This is a genomic window from Variovorax ginsengisoli (assembly GCF_030486595.1).
In the GTDB taxonomy this organism is placed as follows: Bacteria; Pseudomonadota; Gammaproteobacteria; order Burkholderiales; family Burkholderiaceae_C; genus Variovorax; species Variovorax ginsengisoli_B.
Map to the genome: position 1 here is coordinate 126,574 of NZ_JAUJZH010000016.1, position 22,241 is coordinate 148,814.

At 67.3% G+C, this 22,241-nt stretch carries 22 protein-coding genes; 16 read left to right on the forward strand and 6 right to left on the reverse strand.

Translation table 11 applies throughout. The annotated features are described in order from the left end of the window. Positions 1 to 14: 14 nt before the first annotated feature. From QZH52_RS21640 to QZH52_RS21680, 9 genes are all read left to right on the forward strand, one after another. The gene (locus tag QZH52_RS21640; protein WP_301812655.1) at positions 15 to 1,631 is read left to right on the forward strand and encodes an ABC transporter ATP-binding protein; all 1,617 of its coding nucleotides are present in this window, start codon (positions 15 to 17) and stop codon (positions 1,629 to 1,631) included. A 72-nt stretch (positions 1,632 to 1,703) separates the two neighbouring features. Next, positions 1,704 to 2,903, forward strand: a complete 1,200-nt coding sequence (locus QZH52_RS21645; protein ID WP_301812656.1) for a YbfB/YjiJ family MFS transporter — start codon at positions 1,704 to 1,706, stop codon at positions 2,901 to 2,903. 170 nt (positions 2,904 to 3,073) lie between these two features. Continuing rightward, entirely contained in the window at positions 3,074 to 3,685 is a 612-nt protein-coding gene (rimP, locus tag QZH52_RS21650; RefSeq protein ID WP_301812657.1) for a ribosome maturation factor RimP, read from the forward strand. A gap of 17 nt (positions 3,686 to 3,702) precedes the next feature. Continuing rightward, positions 3,703 to 5,187 (forward strand): transcription termination factor NusA, encoded by a 1,485-nt coding sequence (gene nusA, locus QZH52_RS21655; RefSeq protein ID WP_286529049.1) that lies wholly within the window; start codon positions 3,703 to 3,705, stop codon positions 5,185 to 5,187. A gap of 24 nt (positions 5,188 to 5,211) precedes the next feature. Beyond that, positions 5,212 to 8,130 (forward strand): translation initiation factor IF-2, encoded by a 2,919-nt coding sequence (gene infB, locus QZH52_RS21660; protein WP_301812658.1) that lies wholly within the window; start codon positions 5,212 to 5,214, stop codon positions 8,128 to 8,130. Between the two features lie 21 nt (positions 8,131 to 8,151). After that, positions 8,152 to 8,523 carry a 30S ribosome-binding factor RbfA gene (rbfA, locus tag QZH52_RS21665; protein WP_093107543.1) on the forward strand — a complete coding sequence of 124 codons (372 nt, stop codon included), beginning with the start codon at positions 8,152 to 8,154 and terminating at the stop codon, positions 8,521 to 8,523. 2 nt (positions 8,524 to 8,525) lie between these two features. Then, positions 8,526 to 9,473: a tRNA pseudouridine(55) synthase TruB gene (gene truB, locus QZH52_RS21670; protein ID WP_301812659.1), complete on the forward strand. Its 948-nt coding sequence runs from the start codon at positions 8,526 to 8,528 to the stop codon at positions 9,471 to 9,473. Beyond that, a complete protein-coding gene (gene typA / locus QZH52_RS21675) occupies positions 9,470 to 11,293 on the forward strand; it encodes a translational GTPase TypA (protein WP_286531830.1) in 1,824 nt (607 codons plus the stop codon). The genes truB and typA overlap by 4 nt, the downstream gene beginning before the upstream one ends. 13 nt (positions 11,294 to 11,306) lie before the next feature. Next, on the forward strand, positions 11,307 to 12,221 hold the full coding sequence (locus tag QZH52_RS21680; RefSeq protein ID WP_301812660.1) for a DMT family transporter: 915 nt from the start codon (positions 11,307 to 11,309) through the stop codon (positions 12,219 to 12,221). A gap of 70 nt (positions 12,222 to 12,291) precedes the next feature. Here the strand turns inward: QZH52_RS21680 and QZH52_RS21685 are convergent, their stop codons facing one another. From QZH52_RS21685 to smpB, 4 genes are all read right to left on the reverse strand, one after another. After that, positions 12,292 to 12,675 (reverse strand): COG4315 family predicted lipoprotein, encoded by a 384-nt coding sequence (locus tag QZH52_RS21685; protein ID WP_286531832.1) that lies wholly within the window; start codon positions 12,673 to 12,675, stop codon positions 12,292 to 12,294. A 47-nt stretch (positions 12,676 to 12,722) separates the two neighbouring features. Then, positions 12,723 to 13,460: an anti-sigma factor family protein gene (locus QZH52_RS21690; protein WP_301812661.1), complete on the reverse strand. Its 738-nt coding sequence runs from the start codon at positions 13,458 to 13,460 to the stop codon at positions 12,723 to 12,725. Between the two features lie 13 nt (positions 13,461 to 13,473). Beyond that, entirely contained in the window at positions 13,474 to 13,980 is a 507-nt protein-coding gene (locus QZH52_RS21695) for an RNA polymerase sigma factor (RefSeq protein ID WP_301812662.1), read from the reverse strand. A gap of 72 nt (positions 13,981 to 14,052) precedes the next feature. After that, a complete protein-coding gene (gene smpB, locus QZH52_RS21700; protein ID WP_286504454.1) occupies positions 14,053 to 14,532 on the reverse strand; it encodes an SsrA-binding protein SmpB in 480 nt (159 codons plus the stop codon). Positions 14,533 to 14,594: 62 nt separating this feature from the next. Between smpB and QZH52_RS21705 the strand changes: the two genes are divergently transcribed. Both QZH52_RS21705 and QZH52_RS21710 read left to right on the forward strand, forming a co-directional pair. Beyond that, positions 14,595 to 15,041, forward strand: coding sequence for a type II toxin-antitoxin system RatA family toxin (locus QZH52_RS21705; RefSeq protein WP_301812663.1), 447 nt, complete (start codon positions 14,595 to 14,597; stop codon positions 15,039 to 15,041). Next, positions 15,041 to 15,373, forward strand: a complete 333-nt coding sequence (locus tag QZH52_RS21710) for an RnfH family protein (protein WP_301812664.1) — start codon at positions 15,041 to 15,043, stop codon at positions 15,371 to 15,373. Before QZH52_RS21705 ends, QZH52_RS21710 begins: the two co-directional genes overlap by 1 nt. A gap of 24 nt (positions 15,374 to 15,397) precedes the next feature. On the opposite strand, the gene QZH52_RS21715 is transcribed toward QZH52_RS21710, so the two are convergent. Then, complete coding sequence (locus tag QZH52_RS21715; protein WP_301812665.1) at positions 15,398 to 15,934, reverse strand: DUF4124 domain-containing protein; 537 nt, start codon at positions 15,932 to 15,934, stop codon at positions 15,398 to 15,400. A gap of 170 nt (positions 15,935 to 16,104) precedes the next feature. Here QZH52_RS21715 and guaB point away from each other — a divergent pair, with 170 nt between their 5' ends. The 4 genes from guaB (at position 16,105) to guaA (ending at position 19,952) form a co-directional block, all read left to right on the forward strand. Continuing rightward, positions 16,105 to 17,574: an IMP dehydrogenase gene (guaB, locus tag QZH52_RS21720; protein ID WP_301812666.1), complete on the forward strand. Its 1,470-nt coding sequence runs from the start codon at positions 16,105 to 16,107 to the stop codon at positions 17,572 to 17,574. Between the two features lie 75 nt (positions 17,575 to 17,649). Then, entirely contained in the window at positions 17,650 to 17,898 is a 249-nt protein-coding gene (locus tag QZH52_RS21725) for a type II toxin-antitoxin system Phd/YefM family antitoxin (protein ID WP_286531838.1), read from the forward strand. Further along, positions 17,895 to 18,329, forward strand: coding sequence for a type II toxin-antitoxin system VapC family toxin (locus QZH52_RS21730; RefSeq protein ID WP_301812667.1), 435 nt, complete (start codon positions 17,895 to 17,897; stop codon positions 18,327 to 18,329). Before QZH52_RS21725 ends, QZH52_RS21730 begins: the two co-directional genes overlap by 4 nt. 9 nt (positions 18,330 to 18,338) lie before the next feature. Further along, a complete protein-coding gene (guaA, locus tag QZH52_RS21735) occupies positions 18,339 to 19,952 on the forward strand; it encodes a glutamine-hydrolyzing GMP synthase (RefSeq protein WP_301812668.1) in 1,614 nt (537 codons plus the stop codon). 31 nt (positions 19,953 to 19,983) lie between these two features. Here the strand turns inward: guaA and QZH52_RS21740 are convergent, their stop codons facing one another. Continuing rightward, positions 19,984 to 21,180, reverse strand: a complete 1,197-nt coding sequence (locus QZH52_RS21740) for an MFS transporter (protein ID WP_301812704.1) — start codon at positions 21,178 to 21,180, stop codon at positions 19,984 to 19,986. 162 nt (positions 21,181 to 21,342) lie between these two features. Here QZH52_RS21740 and QZH52_RS21745 point away from each other — a divergent pair, with 162 nt between their 5' ends. Beyond that, complete coding sequence (locus QZH52_RS21745) at positions 21,343 to 22,230, forward strand: LysR family transcriptional regulator (protein WP_301812669.1); 888 nt, start codon at positions 21,343 to 21,345, stop codon at positions 22,228 to 22,230. Positions 22,231 to 22,241: the final 11 nt, after the last annotated feature.

Below are 22,241 nucleotides of genomic sequence, written 5' to 3' on the forward strand. Positions count from 1 at the left end.
CCAGGGGCACCTCAATGACCCCGGCATTGCTGAAAGTCCAGGGCCTGCGCGTCGCCTTCGGCGACAAGGAAGTCGTGCACGGCATCGACTTCGACATCGCGCCAGGCGAGAAGCTGGCGCTGGTCGGCGAGTCGGGCTCGGGCAAGACAGTCACCGCGCTGAGCCTGCTGCGGCTGGTGCAGAACGCCGACATCTCCGGCACGGCGCGCTTCGAGCACGACAAAGCGGGCGCGGCGGCGCGCGATCTGCTGTCGCTGCCCGAACGCACGCTGCGCGGCATCCGCGGCAAGGAGATCGCGATGATCTTCCAGGAGCCCATGACCGCGCTCAATGCGCTCTACGCGGTCGGCGACCAGATCGCGGAAGTGCTCGAGCTGCACCAGGGCTTGTCGGCGCAGGCGGCGCACGAGGCAGCGGTGCAACTGCTGGCCGACACCGGCATTCCGGAACCGGCGCGGCGGGCGAGGGCGTTCCCGCACCAGCTCTCGGGCGGCCAGCGCCAGCGCGCGATGATCGCGATGGCCCTGGCCTGCAAGCCGCGGCTGCTGCTGGCCGACGAGCCGACCACCGCGCTCGACGTCACGGTGCGCGGGCAGATCCTCGACCTGCTGGCCGACCTCCAGCGCCAGCACGGCATGGCGGTGCTGCTGATCACCCACGACCTGAACCTGGTGCGGCGATTCGCCGACCGGGTGGCGGTGATGGAGAACGGCCATCTGGTCGAGCACGGCCCCGTGGCGACGGTCTTCGGCGCACCGCGGCATCCCTACACGCGCCGGCTGATCGACAGCCGCCCGACGCGCGACGTGGCGCCCGTGCCGGTCGATCCGGCGGCGCTGCCGGTGGTCGCGGCCAGCGGGCTGCGCGTGATCTACCCGGTGCCGCGGCCCGGCATCAAGGGATGGTTCACCAAGGGCGAGTTCGTCGCGGTCCAGGGCGCCGACTTCCGCATCGCACCGGGCCAGACCCTGGGCGTGGTCGGCGAGTCCGGCTCGGGCAAGTCGACGCTGGCGCTGGCGGCGCTCGGGCTGCTGAAGCACCAGGGGCAACTCGACGTCGCCGGCCGGCAATGGGCCGCGGGCGGGGCTAGCGACCGTGGCCTGCGGCGCCTGATGCAGGTCGTCTTCCAGGACCCGTTCTCGTCCCTGTCGCCGCGCATGACGGTCGAGCAGATCGTCGGCGAAGGCCTGACGGTGCACGCGCCTGAACTCGACGTCCGCGCGCGCCGCGCGCGCTCGCTCGCGGCGCTGGCCGACGTCGGCCTGACCGAGGACCAGTTCCCGGCCCTGCTCGAGCGCTATCCGCACGAATTCTCCGGCGGCCAGCGGCAGCGCCTGGCGATCGCGCGGGCCTTGATCGTCGAGCCCAAGCTGCTGGTGCTCGACGAGCCGACCAGCGCCCTCGACGTCACGATCCAGAAGCAGGTGCTGGGCCTGCTGCAGCGGCTGCAGCGCGAGCGCGGGCTGAGCTACCTGCTGATCACCCACGACGTCGAGGTGATCCGCGCCATGGCGCACCAGGTCATCGTCATGAAGGACGGCGCGATCCTCGAATCGGGTCCGGTCGGACGCGTGCTCGATGCGCCCGTCCATCCCTATACGCAGAAGCTGGTGGCGGCAGCTGCAACCTGAAACCTTGCGGGACAGACCAAGAAACTGCGCAGCAGTTCTTGCTCTGTCCCCAACTGACTAGAAAAAATCGTCATGTCTATCTACGACAGGCGCGCGGCCTGGCGCGCGGCGCTGGCCTGCATGGTGACGCTGGCGGTGGCCATGGGCCTGGGGCGTTTCGCCTTCACGCCGATGCTGCCGGTCATGCTGCACGAGGGCAAGCTCGACCTGCAGGCCGGCGGCGTGCTGGCTTCGCTCAACTACCTCGGTTATTTCCTGGGCGCGCTGAGCTGCGCCGCGATCCGGGCCAAGCCCGCGCACATGGTGCGCGGCGGCCTGGTGGCCACCGCCGTGCTGCTGCTCGGCATGGGCCTGCTGCAGGGCTTCAGCGCCTGGGGCGTGCTGCGGACCGCGGCCGGCGTGATGAGTGCCTGGACCTTCGTCTTCGCCTCCGGCTGGGGCCTGCGGCGGCTGGCGGAGACCGGCGCGCCGGCGCTCGCCGGCGTGATTTACACCGGCCCCGGCATCGGCATCGCCGCCACCGGCCTGCTGGGCGGTGCACTCGGACGCTGGGGCTCCGAGGCCGGCTGGATCGGCTTCGGATTGCTGTCGCTGGTGCTGATCGCAGCCATCTGGCGCATCTTCGGCGACGGCGAACACGCCGACGCCGGGGCCCTGGCGCCCGCGGCGGCCCCGCCGTCGGCCAGCGCATCGGCGGCCGCGCGCAGCGACGCGCGCTGGCTGGTCGGGCTCTACGGGCTGGCGGGCTTCGGCTACATCATCACCGCGACTTTCCTGCCGGTGATCGCCCGCCAGGCGCTGCCGGGTTCGCCCTGGCCGGACTTCTTCTGGCCGCTGTTCGGGTTGGCCATCGTGCCGGGCGCGCTGATCGGCGCCCGGGCGCCGCCCCACTGGGACAACCGGCTGCTGCTGGCCGGCGCCTATGCGCTGCAGGCCGTCGGCGTCGTGCTCTCGGTGGCCTGGCCGACGATCTGGGGTTTCGGCCTCGGCAGCCTGCTGCTGGGCATGCCTTTCACCGCCATCACCCTTTTTGCAATGCGGGATGCGCGCCGGCTGCGCGGGAACGCATCGGCGGGCCTGATCGGCTACGCGACCGCTTCTTACGGCGTCGGCCAGATCCTTGGCCCCTTGTTTGCGGCGCCGCTGGCGCAGCGCACGGGATCGTTCGCGGTGCCCCTGTGGGTCGCCGCGGCGGTCCTGACGGCGGGAGCGTTGCTTTTTGCAATGGTTTGGTGGCGCTCGGCAAGGGCCAAAGCGGTCCAAAAGCCGTAGAAACCCCTGTTTCTGTAACGCATTTGGCATATAATTCGAGGCTCACGACCAAACGGGCGGGTACCAACCGCCCGTTTTTTATTGGTCGAAGCATTTTCGATGCGGCCGGCGCCCCAGGGCGAGTGGGAAACCCGGCGGCATCGTGTGAACTCAAAGGCGAACAAAGACACGTGGCATTGCAGCAGACAGTGGAACAAACCGTGGCCGGCCTCGGCTACGACCTGGTCGAGATTGAACGCTCGGCCGGAGGACTGCTGCGCGTCACGATTGATTTGCCCTGGACCGGCCCCAACTCAGAAGCTGCCGCCGCCGGGGCGCCCGAGCCCTTCATCACGGTCGAGGATTGCGAAAAGGTCACGCGCCAGCTGCAGTTCGCGCTGGAGGTCGACGGCGCCGAGTACAAGCGGCTCGAGGTGTCATCGCCGGGCATCGATCGGCCGTTGCGCAACCAACAGGATTTCGAGCGTTTTGCCGGCGAGGTGATCGACATCACGCTGAAGGCCCCGATGGGCGCGGCCGCGGCGGGCCAGGTGTCCGCCAACCGCAAGAAATTTCGCGGCACGCTGGAGCGTGTCGCAGACGCAGACGGTAAGCCCGGATGGCAGATCGTCTGGAGCGAGGAGCCGGCCGCGAAGCCCGGCCAGAAGATCAGCAAGAAGCGCGTGCCTGCCCCCCTGCAGGCACTCGGTTTTGCATTGGACGAGCTGCGCGAGGCGCGGCTGGCCCCGATAGTGGATTTCAATGGGCGCAGGCCAAAACCCGGCACCGCGGTGTCGGACTGAATGAGGAGAGTGGTGGCATGAATCGCGAAATGTTGATGTTGGTGGATGCGATCTCGCGCGAGAAGAACGTCGAACGCGACGTCGTCTTCGGCGCAGTCGAATCCGCCCTGGCGCAAGCCACCAAGAAGCTCTATCAGGGCGACGTGGACATTCGCGTCGCCGTCGACCGCGACAGCGGCGACTACGAGACCTTCCGCCGCTGGCATGTCGTTCCGGACGAAGCCGGCCTGCAGCTGCCCGACCAGGAAATCCTGCTGTTCGAGGCCAAGGAAGAAATGCCCGACATCGAGGTCGACGAGTACATCGAGGAAGCGGTGGACTCGGTGCCGATCGGCCGCATCGGCGCCATGGCCGCCAAGCAGGTGATCCTGCAGAAGATCCGCGACGCCGAGCGCGAGATGCTGCTCAACGACTTCATGTCGCGTGGCGAGAAGATCTTCACCGGCACCGTCAAGCGCCTGGACAAGGGCGACATCATCGTGGAAGCGGGCCGGGTCGAAGGCCGCCTGCGCCGCAGCGAGATGATCGCCAAGGAAAACCTGCGCAACGGCGACCGCGTGCGGGCCATGATCATGGAGGTCGACCTCACGCTGCGCGGGGCGCCGATCATCCTCTCGCGCTCGGCCCCGGAGTTCATGATCGAGCTGTTCCGCCAGGAAGTGCCCGAGATCGAGCAGGGCCTGCTCGAAATCAAGAGCTGCGCCCGCGACCCCGGTTCGCGCGCCAAGATCGCGGTGCTGTCGCACGACAAGCGGGTCGATCCGATCGGCACCTGCGTCGGCGTGCGCGGCACCCGGGTCAACGCGGTCACCAACGAACTCGCCGGCGAGCGCGTCGACATCGTGCTGTGGAGCGAGGACCCGGCCCAGTTCGTGATCGGCGCCCTGGCGCCGGCCAATGTGTCGTCGATCGTGGTCGACGAAGAAAAGCATGCAATGGACGTGGTGGTCGACGAGGAAAACCTCGCGATCGCGATCGGCCGTGGCGGCCAGAACGTGAGGCTCGCCTCCGACCTGACCGGCTGGAAGATCAATATCATGGACGCCAACGAGTCGGCCCAGAAGCAGGCGACCGAAACCGACGCCAGCCGCAAGCTGTTCATGGAGAAGCTCGACGTCGACGAGGAAATCGCCGATATCCTGATCTCCGAGGGTTTCACCAGCCTCGAGGAAGTGGCCTACGTGCCGATCTCCGAGCTGCTCGAGATCGAGAGCTTCGACGAAGACACCATCAACGAGTTGCGTTCGCGCGCCAAGGATGCGTTGTTGACGGCGGAGATCGCCCGTGAAGAGGACGTCGAGAGCGTTTCGCAGGATCTGCGCGACCTCGCCGGCCTCGACCCGGCCCTGATTCCCAAATTGGCCGAGGCGGGTGTGCATACCCGTGACGACCTGGCCGACCTCGCGGTCGATGAACTCACCGAAATCACCGGCCAGAGCGCCGATGAGGCCAAGAACCTGATCTTGAAAGCCCGCGAACATTGGTTCGCCGGCCAAGAGTGACGGTCATGGAGGCACGAAACCAATATGTCCAGTACCACTGTCGCCGAGTTCGCGAACGAACTCAAGAAGACTCCCGAAACCTTGCTTGACCAGCTCAAGAGCGCAGGCGTGCCCAAGCAGGCCGTCACCGATGCGCTGAGCGAGGCCGACAAGCAGCGCCTGCTCGGCTTCCTCAAAGCCAGCCACGGCACGGTCGAGCCCGAGCGCAAGAAGATCACGCTGACGAAGAAGTCGACCAGCGAGATCAAGCAGGCCGACGCCACCGGCCGCGCCCGCACCATCCAGGTCGAGGTGCGCAAGAAGCGCACCTTCATCCAGCGTGATGAAGGCCATCCCGCCGTGTCCGAGGCGACCGCCGCCGCCGAGGCCGAGGCACCGGTTGCCGCCGCCGCGCCCGCAGCGCCCCGGATCGACGAGGCCGAACTCGCCCGCCGCGAGGAGGACGCACGCCGCCAGGCCGAGCTGATCCGCCGCCAGGAAGAAGAACTGGTCGAGAAGCGCCGCCTGCGCGAAGAAGCCGAAGCCCGCGAACGCGAGAAGGCTGAGCGCGCCGAGCAGGCCGAGCAGGCCGAGAAGGAGGCCAAGGCCGCCCGCAAGAAGGCCGCCGAAGCCGCGACCCCGGTGACCGAAGGCGCGCCCGAAGCGCCCGAGGAAGCCCCGGCCGTGACCGACCGCAAGGTCGCCGCCGAAGCCGCCGCGGCGCAAGCCAAGGACGATGCCAAGGCCAAGGCCGCCGCCGAATCGAAGGCCCGCGCCGACGAGGAAGCCGCCCGCGCCAAGGACCTCGACGAGCGCCGCCGCAAGGCGCTGGCCGAAGCCGAAGCCATCCGCGCCATGATGAACGCGCCGGCCCGCGTGCTGGTGCCGCACAAGGCGCCCGAGAAGCCGGCGCCCGAAAAGGCGGCGGTCAAGGGCACGCTGCACAAGCCGACCGCACCGCCGGCGCGCCCCGGTGCGCCCGCTGCGCCAGGCGCCGCGGCCGCTCCCGGCGCCGGCAAGGAAGTCAAGTCGGCCAAGCTCTCGTCGAGCTGGGCTGGCGACACGGCCAAGAAGAAGGAAATCAAGACCCGCGGCGATGCCAGCGGGGGTGTCGGCCGCGGCAACTGGCGCGGAGGCCCGCGTGGGCGCCGTGGCAACGACCGTGGCGGCCACGAGGAGCGCATGCCGGCGGCACCGGTCGAGGCGCGCGTGCTCGAAGTGCACGTGCCCGAGACCATCACGGTGGCGGAGCTCGCGCACAAGATGGCTGTCAAGGCGTCGGAAGTCATCAAGCAACTGATGAAGCTCGGCCAGATGGCGACCATCAACCAGTCGCTCGACCAGGACACCGCGATGATCATCGTGGAAGACATGGGCCACACGGCCGTGGTCGCCGCGCTGGACGATCCGGAAGCCTTCACCGACGACGACGTCTCGGCGACGCAGGCCGAAGCGCTGCCGCGCGCACCGGTCGTGACCGTCATGGGCCACGTCGACCACGGCAAGACCTCGCTGCTGGACTACATCCGCCGCGCCAAGGTCGCCGCGGGCGAAGCCGGCGGCATCACGCAGCACATCGGGGCGTACCACGTCCAGACCGCTCGCGGCATGGTGTCCTTCCTGGACACCCCGGGCCACGAGGCGTTCACCGCCATGCGGGCCCGCGGTGCGCAGGCCACCGACATCGTGATCCTGGTGGTGGCGGCCGATGACGGCGTCATGCCGCAGACCAAGGAAGCCATCAAGCACGCGAAGGCGGCGGGTGTGCCGATCGTGGTCGCGATCAACAAGATCGACAAGCCCGATGCCAACCTCGACCGCGTCAAGCAGGAACTGGTGGCGGAAGAAGTCGTGCCCGAAGAGTACGGCGGCGACGTGCCGTTCGTGCCGGTCTCGGCCAAGACGGGGCAGGGCGTCGACGACCTGCTCGAACAAGTGCTGCTGCAGGCCGAAGTGCTGGAACTCAAGGCGCCGGTCGATGCCGCCGCCAAGGGCCTGGTCATCGAAGCCCAGCTCGACAAGGGCCGCGGCCCGGTGGCGACGGTGCTGGTGCAGTCCGGCACGCTCAAGACCGGCGACGTGGTGCTGGCCGGCTCGACCTATGGCCGCGTGCGCGCCATGATCGACGAGGACGGCAAGACCATCAAGTCCGCGGGTCCGTCGATCCCGGTCGAGATCCAGGGCCTGACCGAAGTGCCGCAAGCGGGCGACGAGTTCATGGTGATGGCCGACGAGCGCCGGGCGCGCGAGATCGCCACCTACCGTGCCGGCAAGTTCCGCAACACCAAGTTGGCGAAGGCCCAGGCGGCGAACCTGCAGAACATGTTCACCGACCTCTCGGCCGGCGAAGTCCAGACGCTGCGGATCATCATCAAGGCCGACGTCCAGGGCTCGCAGGAAGCACTGGCGCAGTCGCTGCTCAAGCTGGCGACCGAGGAAGTCAAGGTGCAGATGGTGTACGCCGGGGTCGGCGGCATCAGCGAAAGCGACATCAACCTGGCGATCGCCTCGAAGGCCATCGTGATCGGCTTCAACGTGCGGGCCGATGCCGGTGCGCGCAAGCTGGCCGAAAGCAACGGCGTCCAGCTGCACTACTACAGCATCATCTACGACGCTGTGGACGACATCAAGGTCGCCATGTCCGGCATGCTGGCTCCCGAGCGGCGCGAAGAGATCATCGGCTCGGCCGAGATCCGCACCGTGTTCGTGGCCTCCAAGATCGGTACGGTCGCGGGTTGTATGGTCACCGCCGGCTCGGTCAACCGCAGCGCGCATTTCCGCCTGCTGCGCGACAACGTGGTGATCTATACCGGCGAAGTCGACTCGATCAAGCGCCTCAAGGACGACGTCCGCGAAGTCCGCGAAGGCTTCGAGTGCGGTATCAAGCTCAAGAACTACAACGACATCAAAGAAGGTGATCAGCTGGAGTTCTTCGAGATCAAGGAAATCGCCCGGACGCTGTAAGCGACCGAAGCGACCCCCGCCATGCCCAAACGCAAAGCCGCAGCCCCGAACCGCGCCTTCAAGGTCGCCGACCAGATCCAGCGCGATCTGACGGAATTGATCGCGCGCGAACTCAAGGACCCGCGGGTGGGCATGGTCACGATCCAGGCGGTCGAGGTCACGCCCGACTACGCGCATGCGAAGGTCTTCTTCAGCCTGCTCGTGGGCGATCCGGTCGAGACCACCGAAGCCTTGAACCAGGCCGCGGGCTTCCTGCGCAACGGCCTGTTCAAGCGCCTGCACATCCACACCGTGCCGACCCTGCATTTCCAGTTCGACCGCACCACCGAGCGTGCGGCCGACATGAATGCGCTGATCGCGCAGGCCGTCGCTTCTCGCTCGAAAGACGACTGAAGATGAACGCGCCACGCACAAGGGTGCAGCGGCGCCCTGTGCATGGGGTGTTGCTGCTCGACAAACCGCTGGGTCTCTCCAGCAACCAGGCCTTGCAGAAGGCCAAGTGGTTGCTGCGCGCCGAAAAAGCCGGCCACACCGGCACGCTCGATCCGCTCGCGACCGGCGTGCTGCCGTTGTGCTTCGGCTCGGCCACCAAGTTCAGCCAGCTCCACCTCGACGCCGACAAGACCTATGAGGCGCGCGCCCGCCTGGGCGTGAAGACCGCCACCGGCGATGCCGAGGGCGATGTGATCGCCGAACGGCCGGTGGCCGTCGCCGCCGACGACCTGGCGCGCGTGCAGTCGCAGTTCACCGGCCCGATCCGCCAGGTGCCGCCGATGCACAGCGCGCTCAAGAAGGACGGCAAGGCGCTCTACGAATACGCCCGCGAGGGCATCGAGGTCGAGCGCGCGCCGCGCGACGTCGTGATCTACAAGCTCGCGCTGGCGGCGCTCTCGGACATCGACATCCGCATCGAGGCGTCCGTCAGCAAGGGCACCTACATCCGGACGCTCGGCGAGGACATCGGCGAGGCCCTCGGCTGCGGCGCCCACCTCACTTCGCTGCGCCGCACCGCCACCGGCGGTTTCGATGTCTCGCAGTGCATCACGCTCGAGGCCCTCGAAGCCATGTCCGAGGACGAGCGGCTGGCCTGCCTGCTGCCGACCGAAGCCTTGGTGGCCGATCACACGCGCGTCACGCTCGGCGCCGAAGATGCCGGGCGCTTCCTTTCCGGCCTGCGCCGGCGCGGCCCCTGGCCCGACGCGCCCGCCGTGGCGGTGTTCGGCAACGAGCCCGAAGCCTTCCTTGGCACGGCCCACGTGAAGGCCGGCGAACTGATACCGGGGCGGCTGCTGAGCCCCATCGAAATCCAGCAGACATTACTTTTGACCGAAGCGACACCATGACCCAACAGATTCGCAACATCGCCATCATCGCCCACGTGGACCATGGCAAGACCACCATGGTCGACCAGCTGCTGCGCCAGTCCGGCACCTTCGCCGAGCACGAGAAGGTGGTAGACACCGTGATGGACAACAACGCGATCGAAAAAGAGCGCGGCATCACGATCCTGGCCAAGAACTGCGCCGTGACCTGGGAAGGCACGCACATCAACATCGTCGACACCCCCGGCCACGCGGACTTCGGCGGCGAGGTCGAGCGTGCGCTGAGCATGGTGGACGGTGTGGTGCTGCTGATCGACGCCCAGGAAGGCCCGATGCCCCAGACCCGCTTCGTGACCAAGAAGGCGCTGGCCCTGGGCCTGAAGCCGATCCTGGTGGTGAACAAGGTCGACAAGCCGGGCGCGCGTCCCGACTACGTGGTGAACGCAGCCTTCGACCTGTTCGACAAGCTCGGCGCAACCGACGAGCAGCTCGACTTCCCGGTGGTCTATGCCTCGGGCATCAACGGCTGGTCGTCGCTCGAAGAAGGCGGCCAGGGCGAGCAGTGGGGCCCCGACATGTCGGCCCTGTTCAACACCATCCTGAAGCACGTGCCGGCCCAGAAGGGCGACCCGAAGGCGCCGCTGCAGCTGCAGATCTCGGCGCTCGACTTCTCGACCTTCGTCGGCCGCATCGGCGTGGGCCGCATCAGCCAGGGCACCATCAAGCCCATGATGGACGTGGTCGTCATGGAAGGCCCGGACGGCAAGACCGTCAAGGGCCGCGTCAACCAGGTGCTGACCTTCCAGGGCCTGGAGCGCGTGCAGGCCACCGAGGCCGGCCCGGGCGAGATCGTGCTGATCAACGGCATCTCCGACATCGGCATCGGCGTCACCGTGACCGACCCGACGAACCCGGCGCCGCTGCCGATGCTCAAGGTCGACGAGCCGACCCTGACCATGAACTTCTGCGTCAACACCAGTCCGCTGGCCGGCCGCGAAGGCAAGTACGTCACCAGCCGCCAGATCTGGGACCGCCTGCAAAAGGAACTGCAGCACAACGTGGCGTTGCGCGTGAGCGAGACCGACGAGGAAGGCATCTTCGAAGTGATGGGCCGCGGTGAACTGCACCTGACCATCCTGCTGGAGAACATGCGCCGCGAGGGCTTCGAAATGGCCGTGTCCAAGCCGCGCGTGGTGTTCCGCGAGATCAACGGCGAGAAGCACGAGCCGATCGAGCTCGTCACGGCCGACATCGAGGACCAGCACCAGGGCGGCGTGATGCAGGCGCTGGGCGAGCGCAAGGGCGAACTCGTCAACATGGAACCGGACGGCCGCGGCCGCGTGCGCCTCGAGTACCGGATTCCGGCGCGCGGCCTGATCGGCTTCACCAACGAATTCCTGAACCTGACGCGCGGCTCGGGCCTGATCTCGAACATCTTCGACCGCTACGAACCCTTCAAGGGCGAGATCGGCAGCCGCAAGAACGGCGTGCTGATCTCGATGGACGACGGCGAGATCTTCACCTACGCGCTGGGCAAGCTGGACGACCGCGGCCGCATGTTCGTGCGTGCCAACGATCCGGTGTACGAAGGCATGATCGTCGGCATCCACAGCCGCGACAACGACCTGGTGGTCAACGCCACGCGCACCAAGCAGCTGACCAACTTCCGTGTCTCGGGCAAGGAAGACGCGATCAAGATCACGCCCCCGATCGAGCTCACGCTCGAATACGGCGTCGAGTTCATCGAGGACGACGAACTGGTCGAGATCACGCCCAAGAGCGTGCGCCTGCGCAAGCGCTACCTGAAGGAACACGAGCGCAAGCGCGCTTCGCGCGAGTAAGCGCCACAAGGCCATGAGCGGACGTGGTCTGACCCACGGGCGTGCCGTCTGGCTGATGGTCTGCGTCACCTTGATGTGGGCCACGGCCGGAGTCGTCACGCGGCATCTGGAGCACGCGCGCAGCTTCGAGGTGACGTTCTGGCGCAGCTTCTTCACGCTGGTTTCGCTGGTCGTGATCCTGCCGCTCTGGCAGGGCCGCGCGGTGTTCGCGAAGCTTCGCCAGGGCGGGCGCGAACTGTGGATCTCCGGCGTTTGCTGGAGCGTGATGTTCACGGCCTTCATGGTCGCGCTCACCCTGACCAGCGTCGCCAACGTGCTGGTCACGATGGCGCTCGGTCCATTGCTGACGGCGCTCGGCGCCCGGATCTTCATCGGCCACAAGCTGCCGGCGCGGACCTGGGCGGCGATCGTGGTGGCGGGCCTCGGCATCGGCTGGATGTACGGCACCCAGCTCGGCGAAGGTCAACTGCTCGGCACCCTGGTGGCGCTCTGCGTGCCGCTGGCCGGCGCCTGCAACTGGACCGTGGTCCAGCATGCGCATGCCAAGGGGCACGACATCGACCTGGTGCCGGCCGTGCTGATCGGGGCCGCGATCTCGACGCTGGTCACGCTGCCGCTGGCCTGGCCGTTCCAGGCCAATGCGCACGACCTCGGACTGCTGGCCTTCCTGGGCCTGTTCCAGCTGGCGATTCCCTGCGTTCTCTCGGTGTTGTGCGCGCGCGTGCTGAAGGCGCCCGAAGTGGCGCTGCTGGCGCTGCTAGAAGTGATCTTCGGCATCGCGCTGGCCTGGATCGGCGCCGGCGAGGAGCCCGAGCCGAGCGTGCTGACGGGCGGCGCGCTGGTCATCGGCGCCCTGGTCTTCAACGAACTGCTGGGTCTGAGGGAGCGGCGGGACGCCTCGCGCCAGGCGCTGACTGCGGCGCGATGACGCGCAAAAAAATGCCGGCGTCCAGCGCCGGCATTCTTCATCGACACGCCGTTCAGGCGCGTCTTCGGCCTCAGGGCCGGGCCACCTTCCAGACGCCGTTGAAGCCGTCGCCGGTCTTGTCGCCGGTCTTGGTGTCCTTCGACCAGTAGTACAGCGGCGCGCCCTTGTAGGCCCATTGCTTGGTGCCGTCCTCGCGCGTGATGATGGTGTAGGCACCCATCGGCTTGGCCGTGTCGGCCACCTTGAGTGCCGGCCAGGCGGTGATGCAGGGGCCGTTGCAGGCGGACTTGCCGCTGCCGACGACGTCGCGGTCGAAGGTGTAGAGCGTCATGCCGGTGGGGCCGATCAGCACGCCGTCGGCGGTGCGGGTCGGAGTGTCCGGCGCCTTGCTGGACATGCTGCCGCAACCGGCGAGCAGGGCAGCGGCAAGAATCGAGGCGCTGAGCAGTTTCATGAAGTTTTCTCCTTCGGTTAAAAAAATCGGAATGCAGCCCGGACAGTCTAGCCGCCGGTACTTTCGAGTTGACGGTACACGGCGGTCGCCAGGGCCAGCAAGGCATCGCGCGGAAGCGCGCCCGCCAGAGCGTAGCCGAAGCCGCGATCGACCCAGTAGAAGCTCGGCACCGGGCCCTCGGTGGCGAAGCGGAAGGCGGTTTCGTCCGACCCCGACGCCGCAGCGCCGTCGAGGCTGCCGAGGTACAGCGTCACGCGTTCGCCGCCGGCACCTTCGAACATGAACTGTGCCCTGGGCCCCTGGCTGCCCGGCAGCAGGCGGCCGCCGACGAGCGTGTAGCCCTGGGCCGACAGATCGGGCAGTCTCAAGGGCCGGTCGAGCCGCCGGGAGAGCCACTGGAGCAGGTGCTGCTGCTCGGCCGCGGCGACCTCCACCGGATGCCGCTTCTCGGGCGTGTAGACCGCATGCGCGACCGTTGCCGCGTGCACGAACTCCTGCGCGGCCGGCACGGCACGGGCCAGCCGAGCGCTGTTGCCGGTGGCGCGCAGCCACTGCGAATTGGCGATCCAGCCGGCGCCGAAGGCGATCAGCACGGCAGCCGCCATGCCTCCCCAGCGCAGCCATGGGGCGTCGGCGCGTCGCGGCCCGCCCCCGGCGCCCGCTGCCGCCAGCAGGTTCGCGGGCACGGGCTCGTCGAGCACCTCGCGATGCAGGTGGCGCAGGGCGTCGCGCTGGGCCAGCCAGGCGTTCGGATCGTCGTCGAGGGGTGGAGGCGGGGTATTCATGGCGAGCAGCCGGTTACTTGAGGCGGCGCAGGGCCGTGCGGCCGGCAACCGGCGGCGCCTCGTCCATCAGGGCCTGCAGGCGGGTGCGCGCCCGCGACAGCCGCGACATCACTGTTCCGGCCGGGATGCCGAGGACCTTCGCCACCTGGGCGTAGGACAGGTCCTCGAGCGCGACCAGGAGCAGCACCGCGCGCTGGTCTTCGGGCAGCAGCAGCAGGCAGCGCTGCAGGTCGATCGCCTGGTCGCGTTGCCCGTCTGCCGCGCGCAGTTCATGCGCGGCCTCGTCGATGTCGACCATGGCGCGCGGCGGCGCCCGCCGCATCTGGCTGGCGAACTGGTTGTGCATGACCGTGAACAGCCAGGCCCGCAGGTCGGTCCCCAGGCTCCAGAGCCGCCATTTGCTGCAGGCGCGCTCCAGCGTGTCCTGCACCAGGTCGTCGGCCGCCCAGGCGTCGCCGGTCAGCGCGCGGGCGTAGCGCCGCAGGCTCGGGATGTGGGGGACGAGGGCGCGTGGATCCATGTCGGGTGTACCTGATGCACGAACGCCGCCGGGCCGCCGTTTATTCCACCGGCCGCGAAAAAAACTTCTTCGTCAACGGCTGCGGCTCTTCATGGCGCGCTCGACCTCGCGCTTGCCTTCGCGGTCTTTGATGGTGTCGCGCTTGTCGTGCTCGGCCTTGCCCTTGGCCAGGGCGATCTCGCACTTGACCTTGCCGGCCTTCCAGTGGAGGTTGAGCGGCACCAGCGTGTAGCCCTTCTGCTCGACCTTTCCGATCAGGCGGCGGATCTGCTCCTTGTGCAGCAGCAGCTTCTTGGTGCGCACCGAGTCGGGATTGATGTGGGTCGAAGCCGACTTGAGCGGATTGATCTGGCAGCCGATCACGTAGAGCTCGCCTTCGCGGATCACGACGTAGCCGTCGGTCAGCTGCACCTTGCCTTCGCGCAGCGACTTGACCTCCCAGCCTTCGAGCACCATGCCGGCCTCGAAGCGCTCTTCGAAGAAGTAGTTGTACGCGGCCTTCTTGTTGTCGGCGATGCGGGAGGAGGGGTCTTGCTTCTTTTTGGTGGCCATGGTGTTTCAGGTGAGGGCTGCATGGCTTCAATACAATCCGTCGCGCACGCTGTGCCGATTCTATGAAAACAGTCCACAAGTCCGTTCTAATCTGGTACAGCGCCGAGGAGATGTACGCGCTCGTCACCGACGTGGCGAGGTATCCCGAGTTCCTGCCGTGGTGCGACCGCTCCAAGGTCATCGAGCAGAGCGAGCTCGGCATGACGGCCGAGGTCGGCCTCGCGTTCAGCGGTTTTCACCAGAGCTTCACGACCCGCAACACCCACGTGCCGGGCCGCGAGGTGCACCTGAAGCTGGTCGACGGCCCCTTCTCCAGCCTCGACGGCGTCTGGACCTTCACGCCGGTCGGCGAGGAGGGCGAACGCGCCTGCCGGGTCGAGCTCAACCTGAGCTACGGCTTCAGCAATTTCGCGCTGCAGGCGCTGGTCGGCCCGGTGTTCGACAAGGTCGCCTCGAACCTGGTGGAGGCCTTCGTGAAGCGCGCCGAGCAGGTCTACGGGGACGTGTGATGCCGCGGGTCACGGTGGCCTGTTCGCCGGCAGCGCGCGAGGTTTTCGAGCAGGTCCTCGATGTCGCGCCGGGCGCGACCGTGCGCGATGCCGTCATGGCCAGCGGCCTGGCGCAGGCGCTGCCGGGTCTCGACTGGGCCTCGCTGTCGCCGGGCATCTGGGGCCGCGCGGTGGCATGGGATCAGGCCGTGCGCGACCTGGACCGGGTCGAGCTGTGCCGCCCGCTCACGGTCGACCCCAAAGTGGCGCGCCGCGAGCGCTTTCGCCAGCAGGGCGTGCGCGGCACCGGGCTTTTCGCGAACCGCCGCAAGGGCGGCAAGGCCGGGTACTGAAACGGCCGCCCCGGGCAGTGCCCGCTACTTGCAGTCGGCGGCGATGACGGAATCGAGGCGCTTCTGCTCGCTGGCGCGCGCCTCGTCGTCCATGATGATGCGCTCGCCCTGGGCGTTCACGCGGGCGACCCGGATGCCGCTGTCCATGGTCGCCTTGCCCTGGCGCGCCCGGCTGCAGTTCTCGGCCTTGGCCTGGGCGAGCTTCTGCGCCTCGGCGGCCTGCTTGGCCTTCTCGGCCTCCTCGGCCTTGCGGGCCTTTTCTTCGAGCTCCTTGTCGACACCGGCGCCCTTGGCCGGGCCAGCCGGGACGGGCGCAGGGGCGGCTGGCGGCGTGGCCGCCGCAGTGTCGGTCGCGTCGCCCGCTGCCGACGGCGCGCTGAAGTTCAGCCGCTTGGGCGGCGGGCTGGGCCGGCGCAGGATGTTCTTTTCGGGGATGTCCGGTGGTGGCGCCTGGTCGCTGAAGACCTTCTTGTTGTCCTTGTCGAGCCATTGCCACTGGGCGTGTGCACCCAGGGGCAACAGGAAAATCGACCCGATGACGAGCAACTGCGCGAGCTTCATGCGCCAAGTTTAGCGCCGCCTTACGTTTTGCAACGTGCTTGCTGGCGTATTTGCAACGCTTGCGCGGCATTTGGCCGCACCCGGAGCGTCGGGGGTGGCGGAAACGGCATGTCCCTTCGCCTGCCCGGACGCCGAGCCATCGTTACAATCCGTCTTTTGGAGCTTCACCCATGCGCCTTCTCGGCAAAGCGCTCACCTTCGACGACGTGTTGCTGGTGCCAGCGTTCTCCCAGGTCCTTCCCAAGGACACCTCCCTCGCCACCCGGCTCTCCCGCAACATCACGCTCAACCTGCCGCTCGTGTCGGCAGCGATGGACACCGTGACCGAGGCACGCCTCGCGATCGCCATCGCACAGGAAGGCGGCATCGGCATCGTCCACAAGAACCTCACGCCGACCGAGCAGGCGGCGCAGGTGGCCAAGGTGAAGCGCTACGAATCGGGCGTGCTGCGCGATCCGGTCGTGATCACCCCCACCCACACCGTGCGGCAGGTGATGGCGCTGTCCGACCAATTGGGCATCTCGGGTTTCCCGGTCTGCGACGCCGGCAAGGTGGTCGGCATCGTCACCGGCCGCGACCTGCGTTTCGAGAGCCGCTACGACGTCCCGGTGAGCGAGATCATGACCCGGCGCGACCGGCTCATCACGGTGCCCGACGGCACCACGCTGGCCGATGCCAAGGCGCTGCTCAACAAGCACAAGCTCGAGCGGCTGCTGGTCATCAACGAGGCCTGGGAGCTCAAGGGCCTGATCACCGTCAAGGACATCACCAAGCAGACCAGCTTCCCGAACGCGGCGCGCGACGCCAGCGGCCGCCTGCGCGTGGGCGCGGCGGTGGGCGTGGGCGAGGGCACCGAGGAGCGCGTCGAGGCGCTGGTCAGGGCCGGCGTCGATGCCATCGTGGTCGACACCGCGCACGGCCACAGCGCCGGCGTCATCGAGCGCGTGCGCTGGGTCAAGCAGAACTATCCGCAGGTCGACGTCATCGGCGGCAACATCGCCACCGGCGACGCCGCCCGGGCGCTGGCCGATGCTGGCGCCGACGCGGTCAAGGTCGGCATCGGCCCGGGCTCGATCTGCACCACCCGCATCGTGGCCGGCGTGGGCGTGCCGCAGATCATGGCGATCGACAACGTCGCCACCGCACTGCAGGGCACGGGCGTGCCGCTGATCGCCGACGGCGGCGTGCGCTATTCGGGCGACATCGCCAAGGCGATCGCGGCCGGCGCCAGCACCGTGATGATGGGCGGCATGTTCGCCGGCACCGAAGAAGCGCCGGGCGAGATCGTGCTGTTCCAGGGCCGCAGCTACAAGAGCTACCGCGGCATGGGCTCGATCGGCGCGATGCAGCAGGGCAGCGCCGACCGCTACTTCCAGGAGTCGAGCACCGGCAATCCGAATGCCGACAAGCTGGTGCCCGAGGGCATCGAGGGCCGCGTGCCGTACAAGGGCTCGATGGTCTCGATCGTCTACCAGATGTCCGGCGGCCTGCGCGCCAGCATGGGCTACTGCGGCTGCGCGACGATCGACGACATGAAGAACAAGGCGGAGTTCGTCGAGATCACCACGGCGGGCATTCGCGAGAGCCATGTTCACGACGTGCAGATCACCAAGGAAGCCCCGAACTACCGGGCCGAATGAGGCTAATCTGGCCCGAATCTGAAAATCGGGCCAGATCGCGCTAGAATTCGGGCCAGATTATTTTTTCTGGCCCCGATGCAATCCCTCGGTATCTCCGAAGCCAAGAACAACTTCTCGGCCCTGATCGACCTGGTCGAGAAGGGCGAGGAAGTGCGCATCACGCGCCACGGCAAGGAAGTCGTGCGCATGCTGCCGGTGCGGCGCAAGCCGGTCATCACCGACGAGCAGATCGCCCGCGAACTGGGGCAGATCGATGCGCTGCACGCCACCATCAAGCCTGGCACCGCGGTCCGGGCCCTGCGCGATGAAGGGCGACAGTCATGACGGCCTTCGTCATGGACGCATCGGTCACCGCGGCCTGGCTGCTGCCCGACCAGGCCAGCGAACACACCCGCAAGCTCTACGCCGCGATCCGCCGCGACGAGGTCGAGCCGCAGGCGCCCAATGTCTGGCAGTGGGAGTGCGCCAACATCCTCGCCAACGGCGTGCGCAGCGGACGCATCCCGTCGTCGGCGGTCGAAGGGCTGTGGAGCGTCCTCGACGCCATCCGGCACCGCGTCGAGCTCCATGACCTGGCGCCGGCCCAGCACAAGGCGGTGCTCGCCGTGGCCATCGACGCCGGTGTCTCGCAATACGATGCGGGCTATCTCTGGCTGGCCCGATCGCTCGACCTTCCGCTCGCCACCTTCGACCCGCAACTCATCCAGGCGGCGCCGCAAGCGGGTGTCCGCCTCTTCGACATTTCAATGCTCTGAGTCATCGCCATGCAACACGACAAGATCCTCATCCTCGATTTCGGCTCGCAAGTCACCCAGCTGATCGCGCGCCGCGTGCGCGAGGCGCATGTGTTCTCTGAAGTCCATCCCTGCGACGTGACCGACGAATGGGTGCGCGAGTTCGCCAAGGACGGCACGCTGAAGGGCGTGATCCTCTCGGGCAGCCATGCGAGTGTGTACGAGGAGACCACCGACAAGGCGCCGCAGGCGGTGTTCGAGCTCGGCGTGCCGGTGCTCGGCATCTGCTACGGCATGCAGACCATGGCGCACCAGCTGGGCGGCAAGGTCGAGGGCGGCCACAAGCGCGAGTTCGGTTTCGCGGCGGTGCGTGCGCGCGGCCACACCGAGCTGCTGCGCGACATTGCCGACTTCACGACCGAGGACGGGCACGGCATGCTCAACGTCTGGATGAGCCACGGCGACAAGGTCACCGAATTGCCGCCTGGCTTCAAGCTGATGGCGTCGACCGAGAGCTGCCCGATCGCCGGCATGGCCGACGAGGCGCGGCACTTCTATGCGGTGCAGTTCCACCCCGAAGTCACGCACACGCAGCAGGGCAAGGCGATCCTCGACCGCTTCGTGGTCGACATCTGCGCGGCGCGGCGCGACTGGGTGATGCGCGACCACATCGCCGAGGCGGTGGAGTCGATCCGCCACCAAGTGGGCGACGAGGAGGTGATCCTCGGCCTCTCGGGCGGCGTCGACTCGTCGGTGGCCGCGGCGCTGATCCATCGCGCCATCGGCGACCAGCTGACCTGCGTCTTCGTCGACCACGGCCTGCTGCGGCTGAACGAGGGCGACATGGTGATGGACATGTTCGTCGGCCAGTTGCATGCCAAGGTGATCCGCGTCGATGCCAGCGAGCTGTTCCTCGGCAAGCTGGCCGGCGTGAGCGACCCCGAAGCCAAGCGCAAGATCATCGGCGGCGAGTTCGTCACGGTGTTCAAGCAGGAGGCGGCCAAGCTCACGAGCGCTGGCGCCAAGGGCGCGAAATGGCTGGCGCAGGGCACCATCTATCCGGACGTGATCGAGTCGGGCGGCGCCAAGAGCAAGAAGGCGGTGACGATCAAGAGCCACCACAACGTCGGCGGCTTGCCCGAGCAATTGGGCCTGAAGCTGCTGGAGCCGCTGCGCGACCTGTTCAAGGACGAGGTGCGCGAGCTCGGCGTGGCACTGGGCCTGCCGCCCGGCATGGTGTATCGCCATCCGTTCCCGGGCCCGGGCCTGGGCGTGCGCATCCTCGGCGAGGTCAAGAAGGAATACGCCGACCTGCTGCGCCGCGCCGACGCGATCTTCATCGAGGAACTGCACAACTTCATCGACCCGGCGAGCGGCAAGAGCTGGTACGACCTCACGAGCCAGGCCTTCACGGTGTTCCTGCCGGTGAAGAGCGTCGGCGTGATGGGCGATGGCCGCACCTACGACTACGTGGTGGCGCTGCGCGCGGTGCAGACCAGCGACTTCATGACCGCCGACTGGGCCGAGCTGCCCTATGCGCTGCTGAAGAAGGTGTCGGGGCGGATCATCAACGAGGTGCGCGGGATCAACCGCGTGACCTACGACGTGAGCAGCAAGCCGCCGGCGACCATCGAGTGGGAGTGATGGCCGAACGGGCCTTGCGCCACTTGCAGCGTCAGGTCGGGACTTTCCGGGTGATGCCGGGGAACCCATGCTCCCTTGAAGCCCATGTGATCAGGACCGCGGCGTCGAGCAACGCGAACAGGACCCATGCGAAGGAGGCCACCCCGACGGTCTCCAGCAGAACCCCGCCGATGATGGCGCCGGCCGCAATGGCGATGTTCCATACCGTCACGAGGATGGACTGCGCGACATCGGCTCCGGACCCGGCCGCATCGGCGGTGGCGGTCTGCAATTGCGCGGCCGATCCGCCGAAGGTCACGCCCCACACGATCACAGCGAGGTAGATGGTCGCGATCTCCTTGCCGCCGATGCCGAGCGCGAGTGATGCGAGGGCGAAGAATCCCAAGCTTGTCAGCACCAGGAGCCGCAGGTTCCGGTCGATCAGCAAGCCGGTGATCCAAATGCCCGCCAGGGACGAAAGGCCAAAGACGAGCAGTACCAGATCGGCCCGGTCGGAGAGGCCAGCAGGTGCAAGGAAAGGGACAATATAGGTATAGAGGATGCTGTGGGCAAGTATCCAGAGGATCAGCACGCCGAGGACCGGGCGAACCCCGGGAGTCGCAAGAACCGCCCGGATGGGAAGGCGCTTGTCCGGTTCTTGCCCGGACTGGTCGGGGACTCGGCGCAGGACCAGGATCATGACGCCGAGGGTCAGCACAGAGATTAATCCGAAAGTGCTGCGCCAACCCAGGAGACTTCCCAGGAAAGATCCGGCCGGAACGCCCAATGACAGCGCAAGTGGTGCGCCTATGCTGGCCAACGCCAATGCGCGTCCCTTGAGTTCTGGCGGAACCATCCGCCGCACATAGCCCACGAGCATTCCCCAGATGAGGCCGCCCGCCATGCCGGCCAGGCAGCGGGCGATCAATGCGATCGCATAGTCGGAGGTCACTGCGGTGACGGTATTGAAGACGAGCAGGCCGCTCAACGCCGCAAGCAGTAGTGGCCTGCGCTTCCAGCCGCGCGTGAGGACGATCAATGGGATCGCTGCCACCAGTGAGCCGATGGCATAGAGAGTGACGAACTGGCCGGCAAGCGCCTCCGAGACGTTCATGCCCTGGCTGATCTGTGACAGCATGCCAGCGGGAATCGTTTCAGTGAGCAGCGCAAGGAATCCGGTCATGGCGAGTGCGAGGAGCGCGACGATCGGAAGGGCGCTGGCGCCCCGGTCGCTGGCGATGTGAATCATGCGTGTGTGTCCTTGTTCGGTTTCGACTGCTCGCGCTGCAACTGGCGCGAACTCTTCTTCCGCAGCGTTGCGGGCATTCATGGTTCCCGCATTCGCCGGTCATGGCCATGGGCTGGTGCGAACAACACAGATGACAGCCATGTCAGCAATGGAGGTGTGGCAATGGACAGATTGGGCGCGTTGAACGTCTTTGTGCGGGCATCCGAGGCCCGTAGCTTCACGATCGCCGGCCAGCAGCTTGGAATTTCATCATCGGCGGTGAGCAAGGCCATCGTTCGATTGGAGGAGCGGCTGGGCGTGCGGCTCTTTCATCGGTCGACGCGCACCGTGAGCTTGACGCCGGAGGGCGGCCTTTTCCTGGCGCGCTGCAGGCGGATACTCGCCGAGATCGAGGCTGCGGAGGGCGAGCTCTCGCAGGCGCAGAGTTCGCCTCGGGGGAGGCTTCGGGTCAGCATTCCGTCGGTTGGCATGCTCTTCCTGCCCACGCTGGCGGCATTCAAGCGTCTGTATCCCGAAGTCGAGCTCGACATCGATTGCAGCGACCGGCTGGTCGATGTGATCGAAGAGGGATTCGATGCCGTGATACGCACGGGCGCGCCGGCCGACTCCAGGCTGATGGCTCGGGCCATCGGTTCGTATCGGCGCGTGATCGTCGGGTCGCCGGACTACTTCGAACGAACCGGCCGCCCCTCCAAGCCGGAGGATCTCGAGCGGCATGCCTGCTTTCTCTATCGTTATCCCAGCACGGGGAAGCTGGATGACTGGCCGCTTGGCCAAGGCCAACGCGAACGGGCGCCCGAACTGGCCCTCGGCATGGTGGCCAACACGCTCGATCCGCTCGTCTCCTTCGTGGAGCAGGGGTTGGGTGTGGCGTGCATCCCGGATATCGCCATCAGGCGCCAGCTCGAGGCCGGCTCTCTCGAGACAGTACTCGACGGCTTCAACGAGGACTGCACGACCTTCCGCATTCTGTGGCCGTCGAGTCGCCACTTGTCACCACGGCTGCGCGGGTTCGTGGACTTCATGGCCGAGAAGTTGTTCCCTCTTTGATAGATTGAACG